The 22,276-nt window shown below is 63.7% G+C and carries 15 protein-coding genes; 12 read left to right on the top strand and 3 right to left on the bottom strand.

Annotated features, from left to right (window positions below; all coding sequences use genetic code 11):
• Nucleotides 1-42: 42 nt before the first annotated feature.
• Nucleotides 43-7,434: a non-ribosomal peptide synthetase/type I polyketide synthase gene (locus HB634_RS03035; protein ID WP_213947488.1), complete on the top strand. Its 7,392-nt coding sequence runs from the start codon at nucleotides 43-45 to the stop codon at nucleotides 7,432-7,434.
• A 44-nt stretch (nucleotides 7,435-7,478) separates the two neighbouring features.
• On the opposite strand, the gene HB634_RS03030 is transcribed toward HB634_RS03035, so the two are convergent.
• Both HB634_RS03030 and HB634_RS03025 read right to left on the bottom strand, forming a co-directional pair.
• Nucleotides 7,479-8,324 carry a hypothetical protein gene (locus tag HB634_RS03030; protein ID WP_213947487.1) on the bottom strand — a complete coding sequence of 282 codons (846 nt, stop codon included), beginning with the start codon at nucleotides 8,322-8,324 and terminating at the stop codon, nucleotides 7,479-7,481.
• Between the two features lie 65 nt (nucleotides 8,325-8,389).
• Nucleotides 8,390-9,214, bottom strand: a complete 825-nt coding sequence (locus tag HB634_RS03025; protein ID WP_213947486.1) for an aspartyl/asparaginyl beta-hydroxylase domain-containing protein — start codon at nucleotides 9,212-9,214, stop codon at nucleotides 8,390-8,392.
• Nucleotides 9,215-9,491: 277 nt separating this feature from the next.
• Between HB634_RS03025 and HB634_RS03020 the strand changes: the two genes are divergently transcribed.
• The 11 genes from HB634_RS03020 to HB634_RS02970 all read left to right on the top strand — a co-directional run bounded on the left by HB634_RS03020 (nucleotide 9,492) and on the right by HB634_RS02970 (nucleotide 21,369).
• Nucleotides 9,492-10,790 carry an HlyD family efflux transporter periplasmic adaptor subunit gene (locus HB634_RS03020; RefSeq protein ID WP_213947485.1) on the top strand — a complete coding sequence of 433 codons (1,299 nt, stop codon included), beginning with the start codon at nucleotides 9,492-9,494 and terminating at the stop codon, nucleotides 10,788-10,790.
• Nucleotides 10,787-12,937: a peptidase domain-containing ABC transporter gene (locus HB634_RS03015; RefSeq protein ID WP_345777452.1), complete on the top strand. Its 2,151-nt coding sequence runs from the start codon at nucleotides 10,787-10,789 to the stop codon at nucleotides 12,935-12,937. The genes HB634_RS03020 and HB634_RS03015 overlap by 4 nt, the downstream gene beginning before the upstream one ends.
• Nucleotides 12,930-13,451 (top strand): hypothetical protein, encoded by a 522-nt coding sequence (locus tag HB634_RS03010; RefSeq protein ID WP_213947483.1) that lies wholly within the window; start codon nucleotides 12,930-12,932, stop codon nucleotides 13,449-13,451. The genes HB634_RS03015 and HB634_RS03010 overlap by 8 nt, the downstream gene beginning before the upstream one ends.
• 39 nt (nucleotides 13,452-13,490) lie before the next feature.
• Nucleotides 13,491-13,634, top strand: coding sequence for a hypothetical protein (locus HB634_RS03005; RefSeq protein ID WP_213947482.1), 144 nt, complete (start codon nucleotides 13,491-13,493; stop codon nucleotides 13,632-13,634).
• A 70-nt stretch (nucleotides 13,635-13,704) separates the two neighbouring features.
• Nucleotides 13,705-14,751: a hypothetical protein gene (locus HB634_RS03000; protein WP_213947481.1), complete on the top strand. Its 1,047-nt coding sequence runs from the start codon at nucleotides 13,705-13,707 to the stop codon at nucleotides 14,749-14,751.
• The gene (locus HB634_RS02995; RefSeq protein WP_213947480.1) at nucleotides 14,748-16,544 is read left to right on the top strand and encodes an asparagine synthase-related protein; all 1,797 of its coding nucleotides are present in this window, start codon (nucleotides 14,748-14,750) and stop codon (nucleotides 16,542-16,544) included. Before HB634_RS03000 ends, HB634_RS02995 begins: the two co-directional genes overlap by 4 nt.
• Entirely contained in the window at nucleotides 16,541-17,413 is an 873-nt protein-coding gene (locus tag HB634_RS02990; RefSeq protein ID WP_213947479.1) for a transketolase, read from the top strand. The genes HB634_RS02995 and HB634_RS02990 overlap by 4 nt, the downstream gene beginning before the upstream one ends.
• On the top strand, nucleotides 17,410-18,330 hold the full coding sequence (locus HB634_RS02985) for a hypothetical protein (RefSeq protein ID WP_213947478.1): 921 nt from the start codon (nucleotides 17,410-17,412) through the stop codon (nucleotides 18,328-18,330). The genes HB634_RS02990 and HB634_RS02985 overlap by 4 nt, the downstream gene beginning before the upstream one ends.
• A complete protein-coding gene (locus HB634_RS02980) occupies nucleotides 18,324-19,160 on the top strand; it encodes a glycosyltransferase family 2 protein (RefSeq protein WP_213947477.1) in 837 nt (278 codons plus the stop codon). The genes HB634_RS02985 and HB634_RS02980 overlap by 7 nt, the downstream gene beginning before the upstream one ends.
• Nucleotides 19,157-20,161, top strand: coding sequence for a tetratricopeptide repeat protein (locus tag HB634_RS02975; protein WP_213947476.1), 1,005 nt, complete (start codon nucleotides 19,157-19,159; stop codon nucleotides 20,159-20,161). The genes HB634_RS02980 and HB634_RS02975 overlap by 4 nt, the downstream gene beginning before the upstream one ends.
• The gene (locus tag HB634_RS02970) at nucleotides 20,158-21,369 is read left to right on the top strand and encodes an acyltransferase (RefSeq protein ID WP_213947475.1); all 1,212 of its coding nucleotides are present in this window, start codon (nucleotides 20,158-20,160) and stop codon (nucleotides 21,367-21,369) included. Before HB634_RS02975 ends, HB634_RS02970 begins: the two co-directional genes overlap by 4 nt.
• Here the strand turns inward: HB634_RS02970 and HB634_RS02965 are convergent.
• Nucleotides 21,341-22,198, bottom strand: a complete 858-nt coding sequence (locus HB634_RS02965) for an aminotransferase class IV (protein WP_213947474.1) — start codon at nucleotides 22,196-22,198, stop codon at nucleotides 21,341-21,343. The genes HB634_RS02970 and HB634_RS02965 overlap by 29 nt on opposite strands.
• Nucleotides 22,199-22,276 lie beyond the last annotated feature (78 nt).

The following is a 22,276-nucleotide window of genomic DNA, read 5'->3' as shown; positions in this document are numbered from 1 at the left end:
CACTCCAGGGATACACATCAGGCTATGAGCAGGACGAACAGCATGGAAATGATGGCAGATACACACGCGAGCTCCCGCAACGGCCTGGAGATCGCCGTTATCGGCATGGCCGGGCGATTTCCTTCTGCCGACGATGTCGATGCGTTGTGGGAGCTGCTCAAGGCAGGGCGCGAGGGATTCGTCGAGTTGTCCGACGACGAACTGCGGGAAGCCGGTGTCGATCCGGCCTTGATGCAACGTCCGGACTATGTCCGCAGGCGCGGCTTTGTCGGCCGCAAGCATGCGTTCGACGCCGTGTTGATGGGTTACACGGCGCAGGACGCGGCGACCATGGATCCTCAGCTTCAGGTGTTGCACGAAGTCGTCTGGACCGCGCTCGAGAACGCCGCCTACGATCCGGGCAAGTTCGAGGGCCTGATCGGCCTTTTCGCTGGAGCGAGCAGCAACCTGGCCTGGATGCGCCGCGTTGCCGAGACTGGCGGTTCCCTCGCCGACTGGTACAACGTGGCAGGGCTGAACGAGCCCGGCTACCTGTGCACCCGGGTGGCGAACAAGCTTGACCTCACCGGCCCGGCGATCACCGTCAACACGACGTGTTCCACGTCCTTGGTCAACATCCACCTGGCCTGCCAGAGCCTGCTCACCGGCGAGTGCGATATCGCCCTGGCCGGTGGCGTCAGCGTCAATGCCGAGACCCGCGGCTACCTTTACCAGGAGAACATGGTGCTCTCGCCCGACGGCGTGTGTCGCCCGTTTGACGCGACGGCCAACGGGACGGGATCGGGCGAAGGCTGTGGCGTACTCGTGCTGCGCCGGCTCGATGACGCACTCGCCGACAACGACACGATCGTCGCGGTGATCAAGGGCTCCGCGATCAACAACGACGGCCAACGCAAGGCCGCTTTCACCGCGCCGAGCGCGGAAGGCCAGGCGCGCGTCATCCGCAGCGCGCTGGATCGCGCCGAGGTGCGAGCCGACAGCATCGGCTATGTCGAAGCCCACGGTACGGCCACACGTCTGGGTGATCCGATCGAGGTTGCCGCACTCAAGCGGGTCTTCGATGCGGACGGCGCGCGAGATTGCGCCATCGGCTCGGTAAAATCCAACCTGGGTCATCTGGGTGAGGCGGCGGGGGTGACCGGGGCGATCAAGGCCATCCTCATGCTTCGCCACGGGACCCTGGTTCCCAGCCTCCATTTCAGCGAGCCCAATCCATTGATCGGGCTGGCGTCGGGCCCCTTCCACGTCAACACGCAGACGCGTCCATGGACACAGGGCAACGCCCTCCCACGCCGGGCCGGCGTCAGTTCGTTCGGCATCGGCGGTACCAATGCGCACGTTGTCCTGGAGGAAGCTCCCGCAAGCGCAGCCGCCGCCTTGGAGCCAGCCGCCGAGCATTTGATCCTGCTTTCGGCGGCGTCACCGGCCGCGCTTCGGGCACGAGAGCACGCGCTCGCGGACTACGCTCGACATCATCCGCAGGCTTCGCTCGCTGATATCGCGTTCACCTTGCACGTTGGGCGCAAGGATCTTCGCTTCCGCAAGGCCTTCGTCGCTCGTTGCATGGCTGACCTGGTGGAGCCTGTGCGTGTCAGCGAAGGGCAGGCCGAGGCTATTCGTCCCGGCATTTGTTTCATGTTTCCCGGTCAGGGTGCGCAGTATCTCGGCATGGCGCGTGACCTTTACGGGCGCGATTCGGTCTTTCGTACATGCATCGACCGCTGCCTCGAGCTTGCCAGGCAGCATACGGACGCGCCGCTCCTGGACATGCTTCTGGCGAGATCGCCGTCGTCGCCGGATATCCAGGACACTGCAATTGCTCAACCCTTGCTGTTCTTCGTCGAGTACGCGCTGGCCTGTCAGCTCGAGGCGTGGGGTTACCATGCCGATGCGTTCATCGGACACAGCGTCGGCGAGTACGTTGCCGCCTGCCTGGCGGGCGTGTTCACCCTTGAGAACGCCGTCAGCCTCGTCATCACCCGGGGACGACTGATGAGTTCGGTCAGGCACGGCGCGATGCTGGCCGTGCCGCTCGCCGCCTCCGCCGTCCGGGCAGTGCTCGGCGAGGGGCTCGAGATCGCCGCGATCAACGGCGCGGACCGCGTTGTCGTCGCCGGCGACGCCGATGCCATCGAGGCGCTGCGCTCTCGGCTTGCCGCAGACGATGTGCAAACCGTTGTCCTGGCGACCTCCCATGCGTTTCATTCGGCGCACATGGAACCGGTCCTGGAGGCCTTCCGCGACGCCGTGTCACGCGCACATCCCACGTCGCCGAGCCGGCCTTTCGTTTCCAATCTCACCGGCACGTGGATCCGCGACGACGAAGCGGCATCGCCGGATTACTGGGCGGCGCACCTGCGCGGCACGGTGCGCTTCGCCGACGGCCTTGCCGCGCTTTGCGCGGAGCCCGGTCGTCTGCTGGTGGAAGTCGGCCCCGGCCGCAGCCTCTGTGGATTGGTCGCACGGCAGAATGGTTCCGCGACGCGCGTACGCACGGTAGCGTTGCTGCCCAGCGCTTCGCGACGTGTCGAGGGTGACGATCTGGCCAGCGTGCTGCGAGGCGTGGGCGAGCTATACATGGCGGGTGCCGCTCCGGATCCGATCGCATGGCACGAGGGTACGTCGCGGCATCGCATTCCCTTGCCGACCTACCCATTCGACGGCGAGACACGACGTCTTGTACCGTTGGCGGAGTTGGGGACACAAGGTCGCTCGCCCGCCTCGATGGCGAGCGAACCGGGCGCTCAGGCCGATGCCGGAACGACAGTCGCCATCAGCGGCATGACGTCGACCCAGAGTACGCTGGTCGCGATATGGAAGAAGTACCTCGGTGCGGACGAGGTCGGCCTGCATGACGATGTCTTCGACCTTGGGGTGGACTCGCTGTTGTCCATTCGCGTCATCACGGAGATTCGAGAGACCTTCGCCGCCGAGCTCTCGCTCGACACGATCTTCGTGATGCGCACGGTCGCCGAGCAGGCGGCCGAGATTGAACGCCGTATCGGTGGTGGCGACGCACGGTCGATTCCTTCGATCCGCCGCTACGACCACGGCGGAAGGGCGCCCCTGTCCGCATCGCAGAGGCGCCTATGGATCATTTCCCAGCTCGAAGGTGATCGCACGGCCTATAACACGGGGTTCTGCGAGTTCGTCACGGGCATCGATGCCGACGTGCTGGAGCGCGCGGTGCATACGGTGATCGAACGGCACGCCATCCTGCGTACGGTCTATACCGAGGTCGATGGCGTGCCGATCCAGCATGTCCGCGACGACTTCACCTTCCGGCTCGACCGCGGCGACCTGCGGCATATCGACCCCACTGCGCGCCGCGATGCGGGTGACGCCATGTGGCAGGCCGCGCTCGAGGCCCCGATCGACCTTCGCGCGGACCTGATGTTACGTGTGGCGCTGGTGCGATACGACGAAACCTCGTACCTGCTGATGGTCACCCAGCATCACATCTGCTCGGACAACTGGTCGAACAACGTGCTGATGCACGAAATCGGCACTTTGTACGACGCGTATGCCCAGGGCTTGCCCGATCCGCTGCCACCGTTGCCCGTCCAGTACATCGATTACGCCATGTGGCAGGACGAATGGCTTCGCGGACAGGTGCTCGACGAGCAGATTCCCTACTGGCGCAAGACGCTGGAAGGTATCCCAACCGTGCACAACCTGCCGCTGGACCACCCCCGTCCGAAGTACCAGAGTTATCGCGGCAAACAGTACACGGTCAGTGTGGACGGCGAGGTGCTGGATGGCCTGCAGCGTGTGGCGAAGCAGGGCGGCGCCACGCTTTTCATGGCCATGCAGGCGGCGTTCTCTGTCTTCCTCGGACGCTATAGCGGCGAGAGCGACATCGTGTTGGGTTTCTCGGTGGCCAACCGCCTGCAAAAGGAGCTCGAGGGGCTGATCGGCTTCTTCGTCAATGCGCTCGTCCTGCGTTCGGATCTGTCCGACAATCCGAGCTTCACCGATTTCCTGGGCCAGGTGAAGCGCAATCTCCTCGGTGCCTACGCGCATCCACACGTCCCCTTCGAGGTCCTGGTGGATGAGCTGCGACCGGCACGTAGCATGAGCTACGAGCCGATCATCCAGGTCAAGCTGATCTACCTCGACCAGAGCCAGGACCAGGGCGGGCGGGGCTTGATCCGCGCACGTGCCGACCAGCGGGAGGCGGTGACTCATGCCGACATGCAGGTGCCTTTCAGCAAATACGACCTGACACTCTATTTCAGTGTCGTCGATGATGCGCTGTCGCTAACCTGGGAATACGCAACGGACCTTTTCGAGGCGAGCACTGTGCATCGGATGGCGCGCAACTTCGAGACACTGCTGCGCAGCATCGTGGCTACGCCCTACGAGACGGTACGAAAACTGCGCCTGCTCGACGATGGCGAGATGGCAAGGCAGCGTCTGGACGGCAATATCGCCGATCTGCCGGCCGCCGATCGCAAACGAACACGTGCGGCGACCGACTTCAATTTCAGCCTGTTCTACTTTGCCAGCGACGCGGGAGACCAGGCACCTGACAAGTATCGCCTGCTCATTGATGGGGCACGCTTCGCCGACCGCAGCGGCTTCGACGCCGTGTGGATGCCCGAGCGCCACTTCGACGCCTTTGGCGGCGTCTTCCCCAATCCCGCGATCACGGCGGCCGCCGTGGCGTCGATGACCCATCGCGTGCACGTGCGAGCTGGGAGTTGCGTGCTCCCGCTGCATCATCCCGTGCGCGTGGCCGAAGACTGGTCGGTGATCGACAACATCTCCAACGGTCGCGTGGGCATCGGCTTTGCCGCCGGTTACTCCGCGCGCGACTTCAGCCTGGCACCCGATCACTTCGAGACACGTCGCGACGTATTGTTGCGTGACGTGGCGACCGTCAAGGCACTCTGGCGTGGCGAATCGATCACCCTGCCCAACGGCAAGGGCGAACCGACGGAGATCCGCATCCGGCCTCGGCCCATCCAGGACGAGCTGCCGGTGTGGGTAACCACCGTAGGTAACGAGGACGCGTTCCGTCACGCTGGCCGCAACGGTGACAACATCCTCACCCATCTGATGGGGCAGTCGCTGGACGAACTGGCACGCAAGATCACGGTGTATCGCGAGGAGTGGCTGGAAGCGGGCCATCCGGGCCAGGGCACCATCAGCTTGTTGGTGCACACCTTCGTCGCCGAAACCGAGCAGATGGTGCTCGATCATGTTCGCGAGCCGTTCAAGAAGTACCTCGTCGACTCCGTCGGTACGCCGCAGGCGATCGCCAAGACGCTCGGCCTGGGCGACATCGGCGCCGCGGGTGCGGGACAGTCCGATATCGAAGCGATCACCGAGTTCGCCTTCCAACGCTACTACCAGTCGAATGCACTGCTCGGTACGGCGGAGCGCTGCATGACCCTCGTCGCCGCGATTCGCGCTGCCGGCGTGAACGAGGTGGCGTGCCTGATCGACTTCGGTGTCGACCACGCCCTCGTGCTGGATAGCTTGCCGCGGCTACGCCGCCTGCGCGACATGGCCATCCCCGATGTCGACTTCGATGTCGACGCAGAGAGCGTCGCCATGGTGCCGGGGGAGGGCAGCCTGGCTCAGGCCGCACATCCCATATCACCGTGCATCCATGAGTTGTTCGCCGAGCGGGCCGCCAGCGATCCGGACGCCGTCGCCGTGGTCTACGGCGACGACAGCCTGACCTACGGCGAGCTCGATCGCATGGCCAACCGTGTAGCCTGGCATCTGCTACGCGAACACGGCGCATGCCCGGAGGTGCGGATCGGCCTTTGCCTCGAACGTTCGATCTGGATGATCGTCGGCTGGCTGGGCATTCTGAAGGCTGGCTCGGCCTATGTACCGATGGAGCCCGGCAATCCACCCGAGCGGCTTGCCCATATGATCGCCGACGCGGGCCTGACGGTGGTTCTCACGCGGCAGGCCGACCGTGCCTGCCTCGACGAGGTGGGTGTAACTTCGCTCGTCCTCGATGGCGGCGCCTTTGCCGCCGATGAGCCCGTCGATGCACCGGACACCGGCGTACATGCCGCCAACGCGGCCTACGTCATTTACACGTCCGGTTCGACAGGCGCGCCCAAGGGCGTGGTGGTCGAACACCGTTCCGCTGTGAATTTCTGGGAGGTCATGCGCAACGGAACGCACGCCGGTCTTGCGCCGGGTAGCCGCGTCGGCCTGAATGCCTCGTTTGCCTTCGATATGTCGCTCAAGGGCTTGTTACAACTGCTCTCCGGACACGTCGTGCAGCTGATTCCGCAGGCAATTCGTGCCGACGGCGTTCGGCTGCTGGCGTTCGTCCGTGAGCAGCGCATCGAGGTCCTCGACAGCACGCCGTCGCAACTCGATGTCCTGCTTGCCGCGGGATTGCTCGACGGAAACGGATGGCAGCCCGCACGCGTCCTGTTGGGTGGCGAGCCGATCAACGAAGCCATGTGGGCAACCCTGCGCGGGTCCACCCGTACCCGGTTCTTCAATATGTACGGTCCGACGGAATGCACGATCGACGCGACGATCGGTGAGATCGGCCCCACTCATGACGTCCCGCATATCGGCCGCCCGATTGCGCAGGCGCAGGTTTACCTGCTGGATGAGTTCGGACAGCCTGTGCCACGCGGCGCCACCGGGGAAATCCACGTGGGTGGCCTGGGCGTGGCCCGCGGCTATCTCGGCCAGCCAGCGTTGACCTCACAGCGATTCATTCCCGATCCGCACCGTCCGGGTGACGCCACGGCGAGGCTTTACCGAACCGGGGACCTCGGACGTTGGTTGGACGACGGCCACCTGGCCTATCTGGGGCGCAACGACTTGCAGGTGAAGTTGCGAGGATTCCGCGTCGAACTCGGCGAGATCGAGAGCCGGCTGTGCGCGCGCCCCGGTGTCCGTCAGGCGGCCGTTCTGGCTGCGGGCGAAGGCAGTGCAAGGTATCTCGTGGCTTATCTGGTCATTGCAGAGGGTGCCGAGGGTGGCGCTCTGGTGGAGGCCGTCAAGCGTGAGATGACGTCGGTGTTGCCGAACTACATGCTGCCGCAGGCGTACGTGATTCTTCCGGTGCTACCGCTGAATGCGAATGGCAAGCTGGATCGTGACGCGCTCGCGCGGCACACGCACGAAAGGCCTCAACATGACTATGTAGCTCCGCAGACGCCCACGGAGAAGATCCTCGTCGCGATCTGGAGCGAGCTGATGTCGGTCGACCGTGTCGGTATACGTGACAACTTCTTCGAACTGGGAGGGCAGTCGCTGGTGGCCATCCGGGCGATAAACGAGATCGGCAGTCGCCTGGAGGTTGAGCTGGAGACCCGTTTCATCTTCGAGTACAGCACCGTGGAGTCCCTGGCGGCACACATCGACAACATTCTCTGGATGCGTGACGACGCGATGACCGCTGACACCATGGTGGGTGACGAAGAGGTGGACCTGGAAATCTGATCCTCAGGGCAGGGTGATGCATGCCGCGCGTCACGGTTCCCGGATCACTCCCGCGTGGTCGCGTGGTGCGCGAGCATGCAGCCGGCGAAACGTGTCGCAGCGTCGGCGTCATGTCGAAGGAAGAGGGTTGGTTCGGTCAGTTCCAGTTCGAGGACGTGGGGTTGGCCGCCTTCATCACCGACGAGGTCGACGCGCGCGTAGAGGAGCCTTCCCGAACCCGGCGCAACGCGTATCGCTGCCTCGGCAACCGCCTTTTCACGAGCGGAAGCCTCACGTCGCCTAATGCTCGGAGGTGGATGGCTGGCAAGAAGCGGCGCGCCGGCAATCAGCATGCGTCCTTTGCCGATCGCATGACTGTAGCGTCCGTCGAAGTAGATGACGGTCGTCTCGCCGTGGGTGTCGACACTACGAAAATAGGGTTGCAGAAGCACGGGAAAACCAGCGTCGAGGATCAATCGCACGTGATCTGTCACGGCCTGCGTGCGCTCGCCGGGCAGGTAGCGGCGCGCGTAAGCCGCGCCGGAGCCGATCGAGGGTTTGACGACGAATTCGTGGCGAGGGTGACTGAGCAAGAGCTCGTCCAGCGCAGCTTCGACATCACCGCCTGGCTCGATCCGCCATGTCGCCACGACGGGCACATCGGCCCGTGCGAGATCCAGCAGGTAACGTTTATCGGTGTTCCAGCGGACCACATCGCCGTCGTTAACCAGCGTGGTAACGCGCTCGACGGATGCGATCCATGCCAGGAACGCCTGGTGACGGCGCGGATAGTCCCACGTGGAACGCAGTACGACCATGTCGAAGTGTGCCCAGTCGACGCATCTGTCGTCCCAGTCGGGCACCTCTACACGCGCTCCCCGATGCCGCAGCGCATCGCACAGCGGCTGCATGTCCCTATCGTGGGCGCGTGCCGTGGACGCCGTCACTAGCGCGATGATCGGCTCGCGGCGACCAGTCAAGCGAAAATGGTACGGCCGCCGAACTTGGCCAGATGTGGAATCATGAATGCGGCGATCTCGCGCTCGTGTGGTAACAGGTGCGGGTTGTGGATGAGGAGACTCAGCACGATCCGATCGCTCGTACCCTTATTCCACGCGCTGTGTTCGAACGTATGGTCAAAGCCCATGACGCCCCCTTCGCTCGGCGCGCGAACCTCATCTCGGATTCCCAGCGCCGCGCCGTCGGGAACGAACACACCAAGCCAGAGATCGGCGTAGGCGTTGATCGGGTCGTAATGCATGGGAATGACCGTGTCCGGCCGGAGTGTGAGGAACAGCGCATTGACCAGGAAGGGCGTGCGCTCCATAACTCGCTTGATGGCGCCGGAGGTCACGGGGAACGCCTCGCAGCGCGATTCGATGAAACGCCCGTGCCGTGCGAACCGCCACTCACGCCAACCGGCGGGCCGATTGCTGTGCGCGGGTGCATTCGCTGCCGCGTCGTCGGGCAGCCCGTGCGGCGGAGCCGCCATGCGCCCGTCCATGAAACGTGCCGCCTCATCGCGGATGCCTTCGTACGCGTCGCGCAACACATCCGCGCAACCGAAGGCATCGGGGTCGATCCAGGGATCGTCCGGGAGACCGGGAACGTGAAAGCCAGCGGCCTGCTGGCGGTGGTGCGTCTGCGCGGGGCTGCGGTAGGACCAGATATCTAGGCCTGCCATGACTCGGTCGAGATCGTGCCCCGCCCAACGGGCCATTACTTGCTTGGCAAGCGCGTCGGCAGCTTCGCGGCGCTCGACGACGTCGGTGGCGGCAGATTCGGCTAATTCGGCAGTCATGTTCGTCACTTCCCTGAACGTCGTTGGTGTGAAGGCCGTGGCGCGGTGCGCCTCGGCGGATGCCATGCGGCAGGAAGGCGACGTGCCGCTGTGGCGGTCTCCCTTCCGCTTACGAACCTGCCGAGACTAGCCCGTGGCTTTCCTTTGCCGCAAGTCTCCACCTCTGCGTTTCGTGACCGTTGCACATTATGTTGCGAACGCTGCAGGGCAGCATGACGAATCGTTGACACTGGTAGGCAGCGTATCTAGAGTCGGATGATCTGGAAGGGGGATATGGATGATCCACAAGGCTGCCGGCGACCTCGATTCACGCCGTCCATTGTTCCGCCTCGAAGTCTCTCGCGCCCGTCGAGAAGATTGGCTTGGAACAGTACTGCTGGTTGCGCCGGTAAGGCGCTGGGTGGTCGCTGCGCTGTCGGTGGCCCTTGGTACCTCCGTTCTCGCCTTTCTCTTCTTCGCGCACTACACGCGTCGTGAAACGGTGTCCGGCGTTCTCATTCCGGATGCCGGATTGATGAACGTCGTGGCGGTCGCGCCGGGCACCCTGGTCAGCTTGCGCGTGCACAGTGGACAGCGGGTCAAGGCGGGAGACATCCTGCTGGAGATCTCCAGCGACCGCGACAGCGCGAGCCTGGGCTCCGCCGGCGATCGGCTGGCCGCCGAGCTTCAGCGCCAGCGCGCCGGCCTGGAATCCGATCTGGCCAATCAGCGACACCTGGTCGCGGACCGGGTGGCCGCCATCGATGACCGGTTGCGATCACTACGTTCCCAATCATCCGACCTTGACGCTCAGATCGTGGTGCAGCAGCGCCTGGTCAAGAGCGGTGACGAACTGCTGGAGAAAATCCGCCCGCTGGCCGGGCGGGGCTATGTCTCCGCCGTGCAGATACAGCAGCAGGAAGCGAGCGTGCTTGAAGCGCAGAGCCGGTACCGTGAGCTCACGAGGCAACGATCCGCCCTGGGACAGGACATCAACGCGGCGACGAGTGAACGCGCGCAGTTGCCGATGCAGGACCTCACGGATCGAAACGATACCGAGCGCCGTCTGGCAGATGTCGCACAGGCCATGACGCGCAACGAGGTCGATCGTGGCGTGGTCCTTCGTGCTCCCCACGACGGCGTCATATCCGCCTTGCTTGGCCGGCCCGGACAACCTGTACTGGCTGGGCAGACCATGCTGACGATTCTTCCAGACGGCGCGGCACTGGTCGCCCGGCTTCTCGTGCCGAGTCGGGCCATCGGTTTCGTCGAGACGAAGCATCGTGTCGTCCTTCGCTACCAGGCTTTCCCGTACCAGAAGTTCGGCCTGCAGTACGGTCGAGTGATCGAGGTCTCGCGAAGCGCGTTGTCGCCTTCGGAGGTGAGCACGATGGCCGACCTGAAGACGGACGAACCGATGTACACCGTGCAGGTGGGACTCGATCGCCAGGCCATCGCCGTCAACGGCCACGACGAAATGGTACGCCCCGGCATGGCCGTGGACGCGGATATCCTTATGGAACGCCGGCGCCTGGCCGAGTGGGTGTTCGAGCCGCTGTTCGGCGCGGTGCGACGCGCCGGCGGGGCGGGGCCGTGAAGAGTCACTTCTTTGGTGGCGGATCGCTGCCCTGCGTTTTGCAAACCGAAGCCGCCGAATGTGGTCTAGCGTGCATGGCGATGGTGGCGCGCTTCCATGGGCACGACATAGACCTTAGCGGGTTGCGCCGACGCTTCCCGTCGTCGCTCAAAGGGACGACATTCGAGCAATTGATCTCGATGGCGGCGCGGCTGGACCTGGATTCACGCCCACTGCGTCTTGAGCTCGATCAGCTCGGCCAGCTCGCCGTGCCTTGCATCCTCCACTGGGACCTCAATCATTTCGTGGTCCTGAAGAAGGTCGACGGAAAGCACATCACCCTCCACGATCCGGCCCACGGCGTGCGCCGTATATCGATCGGGGCAGCGTCGGCGCACTTCACCGGCGTGGCGCTCGAGTTGACGCCACGTTCCGAGTTCACGGCGGTGCAAGAGCGTCGGCGTGTCAGCCTCACGGCGATCAGTGGACGCCTCCGCGGCCTGGTGCCGGCGCTTATCCAGGTGCTGGCGATGTCGATCGGCCTGGAAGTACTCACCCTCGTCGTACCGTTCTACATGCAATGGACCGTGGACCAGGCGCTCACCTCGGCCGATCACGATCTTCTCGGCATGCTCGCCATCGGCTTCCTCGGGATTACCGTCTTTTCGGCGCTGATCACCGCCGCGCGTGCGTGGGCAATGAGTAGTCTGGGAACGTCACTGAACAGCCAGTGGGCGTCGAACCTGTTCGGGCACCTGATGCGTCTGCCGATGGATTGGTTCGAAAAGCGCCACGTGGGCGACATCCTTTCGCGATTCGGCTCGATTCAATCCATCCAGCGGGTGCTTACCACGCAGTTCATCGGCTCCATGCTCGACGGTGCGATGTCGATCGTGACCCTGGTCGTGATGTCGTTCTATAGCCTGCCATTGACGTTGCTGATCGTGGGCCTGTTCCTGGGTTACGCCATCGTCCGGATCGTTTTCTTCTCGCCCTTGCGTCGGGCCACGGAAGAGCAGATCGCCTATGCCGCGCGGCAACAGAGCGAACTATTGGAGTCCGTCCGCGGTGCCATGCCGATCAAGCTGGCGAACAAGCAGGAAATTCGCCACACGCGCTTCGCCAACGCGACCGTCGCGGCGATGAACCAGGGCATGGCGATCCAGCGGTTGACCATGCAGTTCACCCTGAGCAACCAGTTGATCTTCGGCGTCGGTCGTATCGTGTTGGTATGGGCGGCGGCGACCCTGGTACTGAGCAACGCCCTGTCGGCCGGCATGTTGATCGCCTTCATCGCCTACACGGATCAGTTTACTCTTCGCGCGGTGGGCCTGGTCGACAAGTGGGTGGACTTCCGCATGCTGCGGCTGCATGGGGAGCGCATAGCCGATATCGCCCTGACCCCTCCCGAACGTGGTGAGCAGGACACCTGGGAAGGTTCGCTCGATGGCCAGGACATCGAGTTCCGTGACGTGGGCTTCCGTTATTCCCCGGATGAACCCTGGGTGTTGCGGCACTGTTCGTTCACGGTGGTTTCCGGTGATTCGGTCGTCTTCACCGGCCCCTCCGGCAGCGGCAAGACCACGCTGGCAAAGCTGCTGCTGGGACTGCTCGAACCGGAGGAGGGGGACATTCTCTTCGGCGGCGTGTCCCTGCGTCGCCTCGGACACCGGCGCTATCGTGAACACCTCGGCGCCGTCATGCAGGATGATCACCTGTTCGCCGGTTCGCTTGCCGACAATATCGCCTTTTTTGACGAACGGGCAAGCCAGGAAGCGATCGAGGCTGCCGCGCGTGCGGCTTCGGTACACTCGGAAATCGTCGCAATGCCGATGGGTTACAACACCCTCATCGGCGACATGGGGTCGGCGCTGTCAGGCGGCCAGCGACAGCGCGTGATCCTGGCGCGAGCGCTCTATCGCGAGCCGACGCTGCTCGTGCTCGACGAGGCCACCAGCCACTTGGATATCCACAACGAGAAGCATGTCATGGACGCCATAGCACACATGCGCATCACCCGTGTCTCGGTCGCGCACCGGCCGGAAACCATCGCCTATGCTGATGCCCGCATCGAGATCAACGAAGGCGTGGCTACGTCGATACGGCATGGCTGGAAGGGATCCGGCAACACACTTCCCCGCATGCCAGCGGAGCACATCAATGACTGAAGCTATGATGGTGCCACGTCCGCTCGATGAAGTTCTTGCCTATCGCAACGACCGCGTCATCGACAGCTTCACCAGTAAACTCGATGTGCAGCGGGTCGAAGCCGAGCGGATCTTCACCGAGACCCTGAGGTGGCTCTGGTACGTTGCGAGCACGAAGCCGTCGAAGGAGAATCCCGAGGCGCACGGCATGGATGCCCCAATGTTCATCATCGACGAGATGTGGCACGTCTTCATCCTCGTCACGCGCGACTACGCTGCGTTCTGCGAGAAGATGTTCGGCCGCTTCATTCATCACGATCCAGGATCGGCCGGCGCTGAGGCGCATGGCGCCGATTACAGCGATACCGATAGCCCCGACCACATCGAGGAGGCGCTCAGGAGGACGACTGAGCGCAAGCGGGCGAAGTACACCGATATCTACGAAAAGCTGGGTGAGGACGTGTTCATCACCTGGTACAAGGTGTTTCCTCAGGCATATCCCGTATCCGCGATCCACCGCCTGAGGAAGAGGTAGGTCGCACCCACGTTTGTCATTGAACTAAATGGAGTAGTCATGAACGATAACGTCAACACGAATGAGAAGATCACCGTCATCGAAGAAGCCCTGCTGAAGAACATCAGCGGCGGTGCGGCGACGAACAACGGCGAGCTGTCGACCACTCGCTTGCACCAGCCGGTGGAATGTACGGGTAAGTAATTCCCGTTGATACATGGGGCGTGGCATTCGTGCCACTCCCTTTTCGGATTTACCCGATGCTCGGAACCGAATGAAACTTATTGTCCTCGGCGGTGGCGACCTGGCGCGGCGCGTGATTGCGCTGCTGCCTGTCGTTCCCGCTCTTCGAGAGATTCTTCTCGTTACGCGCGATGTCGAGCGTGGCGAGCCGCTAGCGCGTCTTTTCGGTGGTTGCCTGCCTGCGGTTGTCCGGCATGTCGGCCTCGATCTGAGCGATGCCCATGGCGTCGTCGCACTGCTGCGTCGCGAACGTCCGGATATCGTTTTCCATGCAGCTTCCGTGCTGTCTCCCTGGCTTCTTCCCGCGATCGATTCGGGGCTCTCCCATGCACTGCGGTCAGCAGGGTTCGGACTGATGCTTCCCGCTCAGCTGCCCTTGATCCGCAACGTAATGCGTGCGGTTCGAGACCTCGGTCTGACCTGTCCGGTGGTCAACGCTTCTTACCCTGACGCCACGCATGCGGTGTTGGCTGCGGAAGGTTTGCAGCCGACGATCGGTGTGGGCAATGCGGGCATGCTTCACGACACGCTTCGAGGCGAACTCCGAGCACGCAGGATCACCGCGACGATTCGCCTGTTCGCCCACCATGCACAGGTGACGCCCTTCGCGCGACATGAGGGATATACGCCCGGCGAGTCGCCATGGCTGTTTCTCGACGACCAGACCGCTCCCATCGACAGCTTCGTTACTGGCCCCTTGCCGCAGGGATCCATGCTCAACGCCCTGACCGCCGCGCACGCGGTCGCCATAGTCGGCGCGCTGATTGGCGATGGGAAGGTGATGCATACGTCGGCTCCCGGTCCTCTGGGACTGCCCGGAGGCTGGCCGGTAAGCGTGTCATCCGACGGTGTGAGTCTGGATCTTCCTCCGCACGTCGATATCGACGCTGGCCTCGCCTATCAGACGCGCGCCGCGATTGGCGATGGCATCGCGTCGATCGACGCGGATGGAACGGTGCATTACACGTCGGCGGCGCAGGCGAGTCTTGCGCCGCACGCGCCCCGACTAGCCGAATCCCTTTTCAGCAGCGATGAGGCACCTCGCCTCGCCGAACTGATCGAGCGACTCGCCGCATGAGCGCGCCCACGCCATTGTGTCTGGCCTGGTTTCGCCGTGAGGATCACGATGCATCCCGCCCTATCGATCCCGTGACACGGTCCTGGCTCGATGCATTGGCCGACCGGCGCCACGTTCGTCGGTTCGCGGATGGGGCGGCTGGGATCCTGTCCAGCGAGCCGCTTCATGCATCGGCCCACGGCACGGTGGGGCTGCGTTCGCAAGGCGACACCGCGGCCTTGTTGGCCACGCTTTCCGATGACGACGAAGACCGTCTCGCTGGCCTGCAGGAGCCGTTCGCCGCCCTGGTGGTTCGGGGCGACGGCCGTTCGCTCGAGCTTTTCCGCGATCCGCTCGGCCAGTTCCCCTTGTTCTACCAGGACAACGGGCAGCTGCTTATAGCGTGCACCGATCTGGATCTGCTGCTCACACGCCCCGGCTGGCGTCGGCGACTCGACCGCGATGCGGCAAGTCATTACCTGGCGTTCGGTACGCCAGGGCCGGGGCGAACCTTGGAAGCAGGTACGCGCGCGTTGCCTGCGGCCCATGCTCTGACGCTCCGCTCTCGCGCGGGGCCGTATCTGCGTCGCTATTGGTCACCGCTGGCCGAGCCCGGAACGAAGCTGCTCGAAGGCGAGCAGCAGGATGCGCTGCGTCGCGAACTTGACGATGCCATTCGTGGCACCGTGACCGGCAGAGGTGCGGCGATGCTGCTCTCCGGCGGTATCGATTCGGGCTACATCGCACACGTACTTCGCAACGCGGGCGCGGCCGACCGCGTCGACGCCTATACGATCCATTTCACCACCCCGGGCGTTGTCGACGAGTGCGAAACAGCGGGCAGGTCGGCACTCAGTGCCGGCATACGCCATCACACGGTATCCATGAGTGCCGACGACGCGACGGCACGCCTTGCCGACGTATTCGGCGCGGCACAACCACGCAGCGCCTGGTCCACGTTGACCCACGCCCACCTGCTCGACAGGATTGGCGCCGACGGTCACCGCGCGCTTCTCTCGGGCCTTGGCGCCGACGAGGTGTTCGGTGGCTATTCGCACTATCTGAAGGCCTATCGTCGTTTCTACGATCGACTCGATGCTCAGGGCGACGATGACTACGAACGATGTCTGGACGATGTCCTCGGTCGCCACGATGTCGCCGCGACGACACTCTTTACCGGTGTCCCACGCTTTCTCGACGACGATGCCATGCACCAGGCAAGCGGCCCGCTACTGGCAGGTTGGAGCCATGTGGGTGAGACCATCCGTTTCTATCGTGAGGCCCGGGAGATTCGTCCCCGCGCCCACCTCTTCGAGTTGATGGTGGCGCACGAGTGCCAGCATCGCGTACCGGACCTCCTTCTCGCCGGTTTCGACGCCGATGCACGACGACACGATATCGCCGTGCGCTACCCCTTCCTCGCGCCGCGTCTCGCCGGACTGGCGTGCAGGCTCGGTGCCACGGAACGCTTCGCTCCCATAGGCGATACCTGGAAGAACAAGATCGCGTTACGACGAATGGCTGCCCAGGTGCTACCGGAAGACGTTTTCACGCGGCAACCGATGACCTTCGGCGCACCGTTCCTGGCATGGTTGGCTCATGCCTCCTTCCGGGAGGCTATTGCGAGGGTCCTGGAAGGGGACAACGCGTGGCTCGATGGATTGCTGGATCGGGCATGGGTGAACGCCTTGTTTCGTCACGTGACGGCGCTGGGCAACCCGACGCCGCCTCCACCTGAAGCCGAACGACTCTGGGCCGTGGTCACGCTCGTGGCCTGGTATCGCAAATGGATACGCAGCGAGGAGATGGGATGATGGCGAGCATCGCCTATGACGCGATTTCCGCGCACCGCGGGCCGACGTGGGCCCACGAGTTGACACTCAATGCGGTGCATGTCCGGCGGGACATCGCCGAGGCCCTGCACAAAACCGGTGGCGGCCATTACGGCGGCAGCTTCAGTGCGGTCGAACTGCTGCTGACTCTCTATACCAGGCATCTTCGAATCGATCGCGACAACCTCACCGATCCCCTGCGTGACCGCTTCGTTCTCTCCAAGGGGCATGCGGCCATCGGTCTGTATGCGGTGTTGCGCCGCATCGGCCTGCTGGATGCGCCGCTCGACAGCTATGCGTCGCTCGGCTCTGTGCTGGAAGGCCATCCCGATATGACCGCGAGCCCCTGCATCGACTGGTCCACCGGATCGCTGGGGCAGGGGCTCTCCGCTGCTCTGGGCATGGCCATGGGTCTGCGCCGGCATGGTCGTCACGTGTGGGCCCTGCTTGGCGATGGTGAGTGCCAGGAGGGTCAAGTGTGGGAAGCCGCGATGCTTGCCGGTCTGGTCAAGCCCGGCAACCTGCATGCGATGGTCGATCTGAACCGGCACCAGGAATTCGGCTGGAGACTGGCGCGTCGCGACATGCCTGCGATCGAGCCTGTACCGGCGATGGCAGCGAAATGGAGAGCCTTCGGTTGGCATGTCATCGAATGCGACGGACACGATCTGGCAGCCATCGACGCCGCATGCGCCGATGCCGTCCAGCATGAGCAACCCTGCGTGATTCTGGCGGCGACCTGTAAGGGTCGGGGAACGCCCCTTACCGAGAGCGATCCGCTGCGCTTCCACTGTACCGACGTCTCGGTGGATGAGCATGCGGCGATCCTGGCCAGCCTGGAGAGACCATGAAGCTCGCCGAACACCTCGCCGACCTGCTTTGCGACCGGGCGGATCACGATGAGTCGATTTTCGTTCTCGACGGTGATCTCGCCGACTCCGATGGCGCCGATCGTTTCGCGGAACGCCATCCCGAGCGTTTCCTGATGGCGGGCATCGCCGAACAGAACCTGATTGGCGTGGCCGCAGGTCTCGCCAGCACGCAATGGAAGCCGTGGGCCTTTTCGTTCGCGGCATTTCTCGTCTACCGCGCCTATGACCAGATCCGTGTGAGCGTGGCGCAGTCGTTGCAGCCCGTGGTCCTGGTCGGTTCGCACGCCGGCGCGCTGGCCGCACGCAATGGAAAATCCCATGCGACCCTCAACGACATCGCACTGACGGCCACCCTGCCGCACGTGGAAGTATTCGCGCCGGCCGATCGCGCGGACTTGGAGTGGCTCGTTCCGGACCTCACCCTGCGGCCGCGCGCCGCCTACGTGCGACTGCCGCGTGCCGATATCGACGCGCTGGCTCCTCTGGGAGGATCCGCGGGACCGGTTCGCCTACTGGCTGCCCCGGCAGCGCGAACCATCGTGAGCACAGGCCTCGCCACCCACTGGGCAGCAGCACTTGTCCGCTCCCTCGCAGCGCGTGGCACACAGATCGGACTCATTCACGTGGCGCAGCTGAAGCCCCTGCCGGACCTCGAGCGGATGCTGGAAGATGTCGAGACGATCATCACGCTGGAGGACCACGTCGTCCTGGGCGGCCTCGGGTCGCTCATGCAGGACCGGTTCCCGGAACGTCACGTGCGGAAGTTCGGCTGGCCGGTGAACTTCGCGGGCGCTTCGGGCAGCGACGACGACATCCGTCGCGCGCATGCGCTCGACCTGAGCAGTCTTACCGACGCCTTGTCGTCGCCCGATATCGAAAGGAATTTCGCATGCTAAGTCTCATCGTCACCTGGCGCGACCGAGACGAACTCGTTCGTGCGCTTCCCTCGATGGTTGTCGCGGCCGAAAGTGTCGAGGGCGAACTGGTCATCGTGAACTTCGGAGGCGACGCCCAGCGTCTCGACACGCAACTGGAAGGCTTCGCAGGTCGCGTGCGAGTGATTGCCGGGCCCCCGCAACGCTATTTCCACAAGGCGGTGGCCAACAATATCGGCGCTCACTTCGCGAGGTATCCGCTCCTGTTCTTCTGCGATTGCGACATCATCCTCCCTGAGGGGCTGGTGGCGAAGCTGGTCCAACGGTTGGACACATCGCCGGGTCATTTTGCCACCCTGGCAGGCGTCCGCGAGACGGAAACCAACTCGCGTGGGGGACGTCACGTCGTCTCCTTCGGCTACCAGCTGGACATCAAGACTGCCGACGGACGCCGGTTACGGATCGTCGACAACGAGGAAGACGCCAACGACGGCACGCGCCAGGCGCCCGGCCTGCTGCTCGTGCGCAAGGACGACTTCCTCCGCATCGACGGCTACAACGGGCAGTTGCATGGTTGGGGTTGGGAGGACCAGGACATGATCTCTCGGCTGACGCTCGGCGCTGGCCTTACCCGGATCAACGAGGGGCACGCCCTGCACATCTCGCACGACGACGACGGGCGCATCGCGGCGTATCCGCCGGTCTCGTCGCGCTGGGAAAGCCGCGACCGGATGTTTCGCACCGCGCTGGCCAACTACGACGACGCGAACTTCATGGGCAGTTTCAGTGTGGATACCGCGACTCATGCCGATTTCGCCGACAGCGCCATGGTCGACAAGGTCGTGGCATGAGCGAGGTTCGACCGCTGATCTCCGCCTGCATCATCGTGCGTGACGAGGCTGCCTTGCTGCCCCGATGCATCGCTTCACTTGGCGACCTCTGCGATGAGATTCGTGTTCTGGATACCGGGTCACGCGACGCGACGGTAATGGTGGCGCGCGCTCTCGGCGCCCATGTCGACATCGACAGCTCGTGCAATGACGCGGACGGCCTCATCGCCGATTTCTCCCGGGCGCGCAATATCTGCCTGGGGCTTGCACGCGGCCGATGGATACTGCAGATCGACGCGGATGAAATCCTGCAGGCGGGCCACGCCGCGCTGCGCGATGTCGTGCAGACCGACGCCACCGATGTGCTGGGCATCACACTGCGCAGCGGGGGCAGGGCATGGGTGGGAACGCGTTTCTTTCGAGCAGACGCTGCCCGGGGCTATGAAGGGCGCATACACGAACGCCTCGACTACCAGGGGCGTTACCAGGCCATGCCGGAGGTGGCGATCGAAAACCATCCCGACAAGGCGGGCAAGGAGCCGTCGTCGACGAGGAACCTGCGTCTTTCGCGACTGGCCGTGAGGGAGTCACCGGACGATTCCCGAGCCTGGTATTACCTCGGCCAGGAAGAGCGCCGCATTGGCGCATTCGATGCGGCCACCGAGGCATACCGCCGTTGCATCGATGGCGGTCGACATCCGATATCCGCCTTTCATTCCCGTTATTACCTGGCCGTGTGCCAGTTCCTCAGCGAGCGCTATACCGACGCGCTCATTGCCCTGGACGATGCCATCGCAACGGATCGACGGTATGCGGAAGGTCATTGCCTGCGCGGCGACATCAACGTCCTGCTTGGTGACACGGGTTCTGCCGTGGCCGATTTCGAGCGCGCCCTGGCTTGCGGTGCCCCTCCCGCCGATGCCGTCTTCGCCGTGGATGCCGCGTGCTACGACACCTATCCGACGAGTTGCCTGGAACGCCTTGCCACCGAACGATCCATGACAGGGAATGCAACATCATGAGTATCACCTCCGCCACACGCACCGGGAACGACGGCCGCAACCTCCACATCGACATGCTTCGTGGCATGTCCATCGTGATGGTTATGCTGCTGCACTATTCGCTGACGTACCGGTTGCATGCGAGTCCACTGAACGAGTGGCTCTCGGTGCCGACCCTGCGCACTATCTTCTTCAATGGCAACTATGGCGTGTCGGTGTTCTTCGTGATCTCCGGCTTCCTGATCACCTCGAACATCCTGCGCCGCTACGGCTCGCTGGCCGGGACCCATGTCACGCACTTCTACAAGTTGCGTCTGTTCCGCCTATATCCCTTGGTGGTGCTGGCCCTGGTGATCATCACCGTGCTTGGCCTGGTCGGCCTTTCGAACTTCGCCAACGCGAACAAACAGGTGGATTTCGGCAACGGCTTCTTCGTGATCGCCAACCTATCGGTGCTGACGTTCTGGCACAACATCCTCATGGAGTCGGTGGGCTATTTCAACTACGCGATGAACATCTACTGGTCGCTTTCAGTGGAGGAGGTGTTCTACCTGCTCTATCCACTGGTCCTGGTGATCGCGCGTCGTCGCTGGCAGATCGTGTTGCTGGCGATCGCCGGTATCGTCGTGGCCCCCGCTTACCGGTGGTTGCATAGCGACGACGAGTTGTTCTTCATGTATGGCAACCTGGCCTGCGTGGACATGCTCGTCTACGGTTGCGCGGCGGCTATCGCCGCAAACCTGGTGACGTGGACAGTGCCGTTGAGACGTGTGCTGGCTACGCTGGCCTTCGTCGCGATGTGCTGGGTGTATATGCAGGGTATCGCTGGCAACGAAGCGTTCGGTGCGACACTGATGGGCATCGCCGCTGCGATCTTCCTTATAGCGGTGTCGCGCTTGCCGACTGGCGTCTTCGTACGTCGCGCAGGTAGTCCGCTGGCGTGGTTTGGCTCGCACAGCTACGAGCTCTACCTCTTCCACATCGTGGTGCTGGGCATCATGGGCGACCTTGTGCCCCGGGCGGAGATGAGCCCGGAGAACAAGCTGCCTATGCTTGCGTTGTTCTTCATCCTCTCTGCGGTGTTCGCCTGGGCGGTTGCACGTTTCTACGGTGACCCGCTCAATCGACGCCTGCGCGCACGGTTCACCCGCCGGACGACGATCAAGCGATCGGACGGGGCAGGGTCAACGTCCGCGCCGATCATTCAATCTGGTGAATCCAGCCACTGAGTTCGGCATCGAGTGACGGCCGCCGCTTCAGCACACGTCCGTCGATCCGGTTAATCGGTGCGAGCAAACGACCGCTGGAGACGAGCCATGCGGCGTCGGCCTCAAAGAGATCCTCCACGTGTAGCTCGGCATGATGCGCTCGCCATCCGGCCGCCCGCGCCAGCGGATACACCGCGGCCTGGGTGGTTCCCGCAAGCACGCCGGAGTCCAACGAAGGCGTAACGAGAGTCCGGCGCGCCGGGTCGTCGACGTGCATTGCCAGTAGCAAGGTCGAGGTCGGGCCCTCAAGTACAATGCCGTCACTACTGACGAAGATCGCGTCGTCTGCCCCATTGCTTCGCGCGTGGCGCAGTGCAGCCATATTGACGGCGTACGAAAGCGTCTTAGCTCCGATAAGCAACCACGGCGCGCGAATTCCGAGGCCGCTATCGTAGCCACGGTCGAGCAGGAGCACGTCGATCCCCCGTGTTCGCTGGGTGTCGTAATGTCCCGTGCAATCGCTGACATGTACCCACGCTGTGACACGATCGCCGCCTTCCACGCCCCGACTCACTGCTAGTTTGACCAATGCCTCTTCACACAGGCCGTGGGCGCGCAGGGCATTCGTGATGGTGTCATGCCAGACGGCGCGAGCGGGGATGTCGAGCTCCGCCATGCGCGCGGACGCGGCCAGCCTGCTCAGGTGCGCTTCCACTTTCCGGGGGACGCCGCGCCTGGCGAGCATCGTCTCGAAGACACCGTCACCGCGAATTGCTGCCAGGTCGCTAATTCGCAACTGAGGCCGACCGGGGTCGACCAGGCGATTTGTGCCCGCAAGCACGTCGATCATTGCCAGTACCGGGCCATGACCGGGATGGTGCTTCTCGTCGGGCTTGAGGATCGCGCTTTCCGTCGATGTCATAACGTC

The organism is Luteibacter sp. dw_328 (genome assembly GCF_018449605.1).
Classification (GTDB): domain Bacteria; phylum Pseudomonadota; class Gammaproteobacteria; order Xanthomonadales; family Rhodanobacteraceae; genus Luteibacter.
The sequence above is the reverse complement of the archived record's forward strand: the minus strand, read 5'-3'. Positions and strand labels throughout refer to the sequence as shown.

Bases quoted from the DNA above. Each gene is read 5' to 3' on its own strand.
- HB634_RS03035 (WP_213947488.1), top strand. From the start codon at position 43: ATGGAAATGATGGCAGATACACACGCGAGCTCCCGCAACGGCCTGGAG.
- HB634_RS03030 (WP_213947487.1), bottom strand. From the start codon at position 8,324: ATGCAGCCGCTGTGCGATGCGCTGCGGCATCGGGGAGCGCGTGTAGAG.
- HB634_RS03025 (WP_213947486.1), bottom strand. From the start codon at position 9,214: ATGACTGCCGAATTAGCCGAATCTGCCGCCACCGACGTCGTCGAGCGC.
- HB634_RS03020 (WP_213947485.1), top strand. From the start codon at position 9,492: ATGATCCACAAGGCTGCCGGCGACCTCGATTCACGCCGTCCATTGTTC.
- HB634_RS03010 (WP_213947483.1), top strand. From the start codon at position 12,930: ATGACTGAAGCTATGATGGTGCCACGTCCGCTCGATGAAGTTCTTGCC.
- HB634_RS03005 (WP_213947482.1), top strand. From the start codon at position 13,491: ATGAACGATAACGTCAACACGAATGAGAAGATCACCGTCATCGAAGAA.
- HB634_RS03000 (WP_213947481.1), top strand. From the start codon at position 13,705: ATGAAACTTATTGTCCTCGGCGGTGGCGACCTGGCGCGGCGCGTGATT.
- HB634_RS02995 (WP_213947480.1), top strand. From the start codon at position 14,748: ATGAGCGCGCCCACGCCATTGTGTCTGGCCTGGTTTCGCCGTGAGGAT.
- HB634_RS02990 (WP_213947479.1), top strand. From the start codon at position 16,541: ATGATGGCGAGCATCGCCTATGACGCGATTTCCGCGCACCGCGGGCCG.
- HB634_RS02985 (WP_213947478.1), top strand. From the start codon at position 17,410: ATGAAGCTCGCCGAACACCTCGCCGACCTGCTTTGCGACCGGGCGGAT.
- HB634_RS02980 (WP_213947477.1), top strand. From the start codon at position 18,324: ATGCTAAGTCTCATCGTCACCTGGCGCGACCGAGACGAACTCGTTCGT.
- HB634_RS02975 (WP_213947476.1), top strand. From the start codon at position 19,157: ATGAGCGAGGTTCGACCGCTGATCTCCGCCTGCATCATCGTGCGTGAC.
- HB634_RS02970 (WP_213947475.1), top strand. From the start codon at position 20,158: ATGAGTATCACCTCCGCCACACGCACCGGGAACGACGGCCGCAACCTC.
- HB634_RS02965 (WP_213947474.1), bottom strand. From the start codon at position 22,198: ATGATCGACGTGCTTGCGGGCACAAATCGCCTGGTCGACCCCGGTCGG.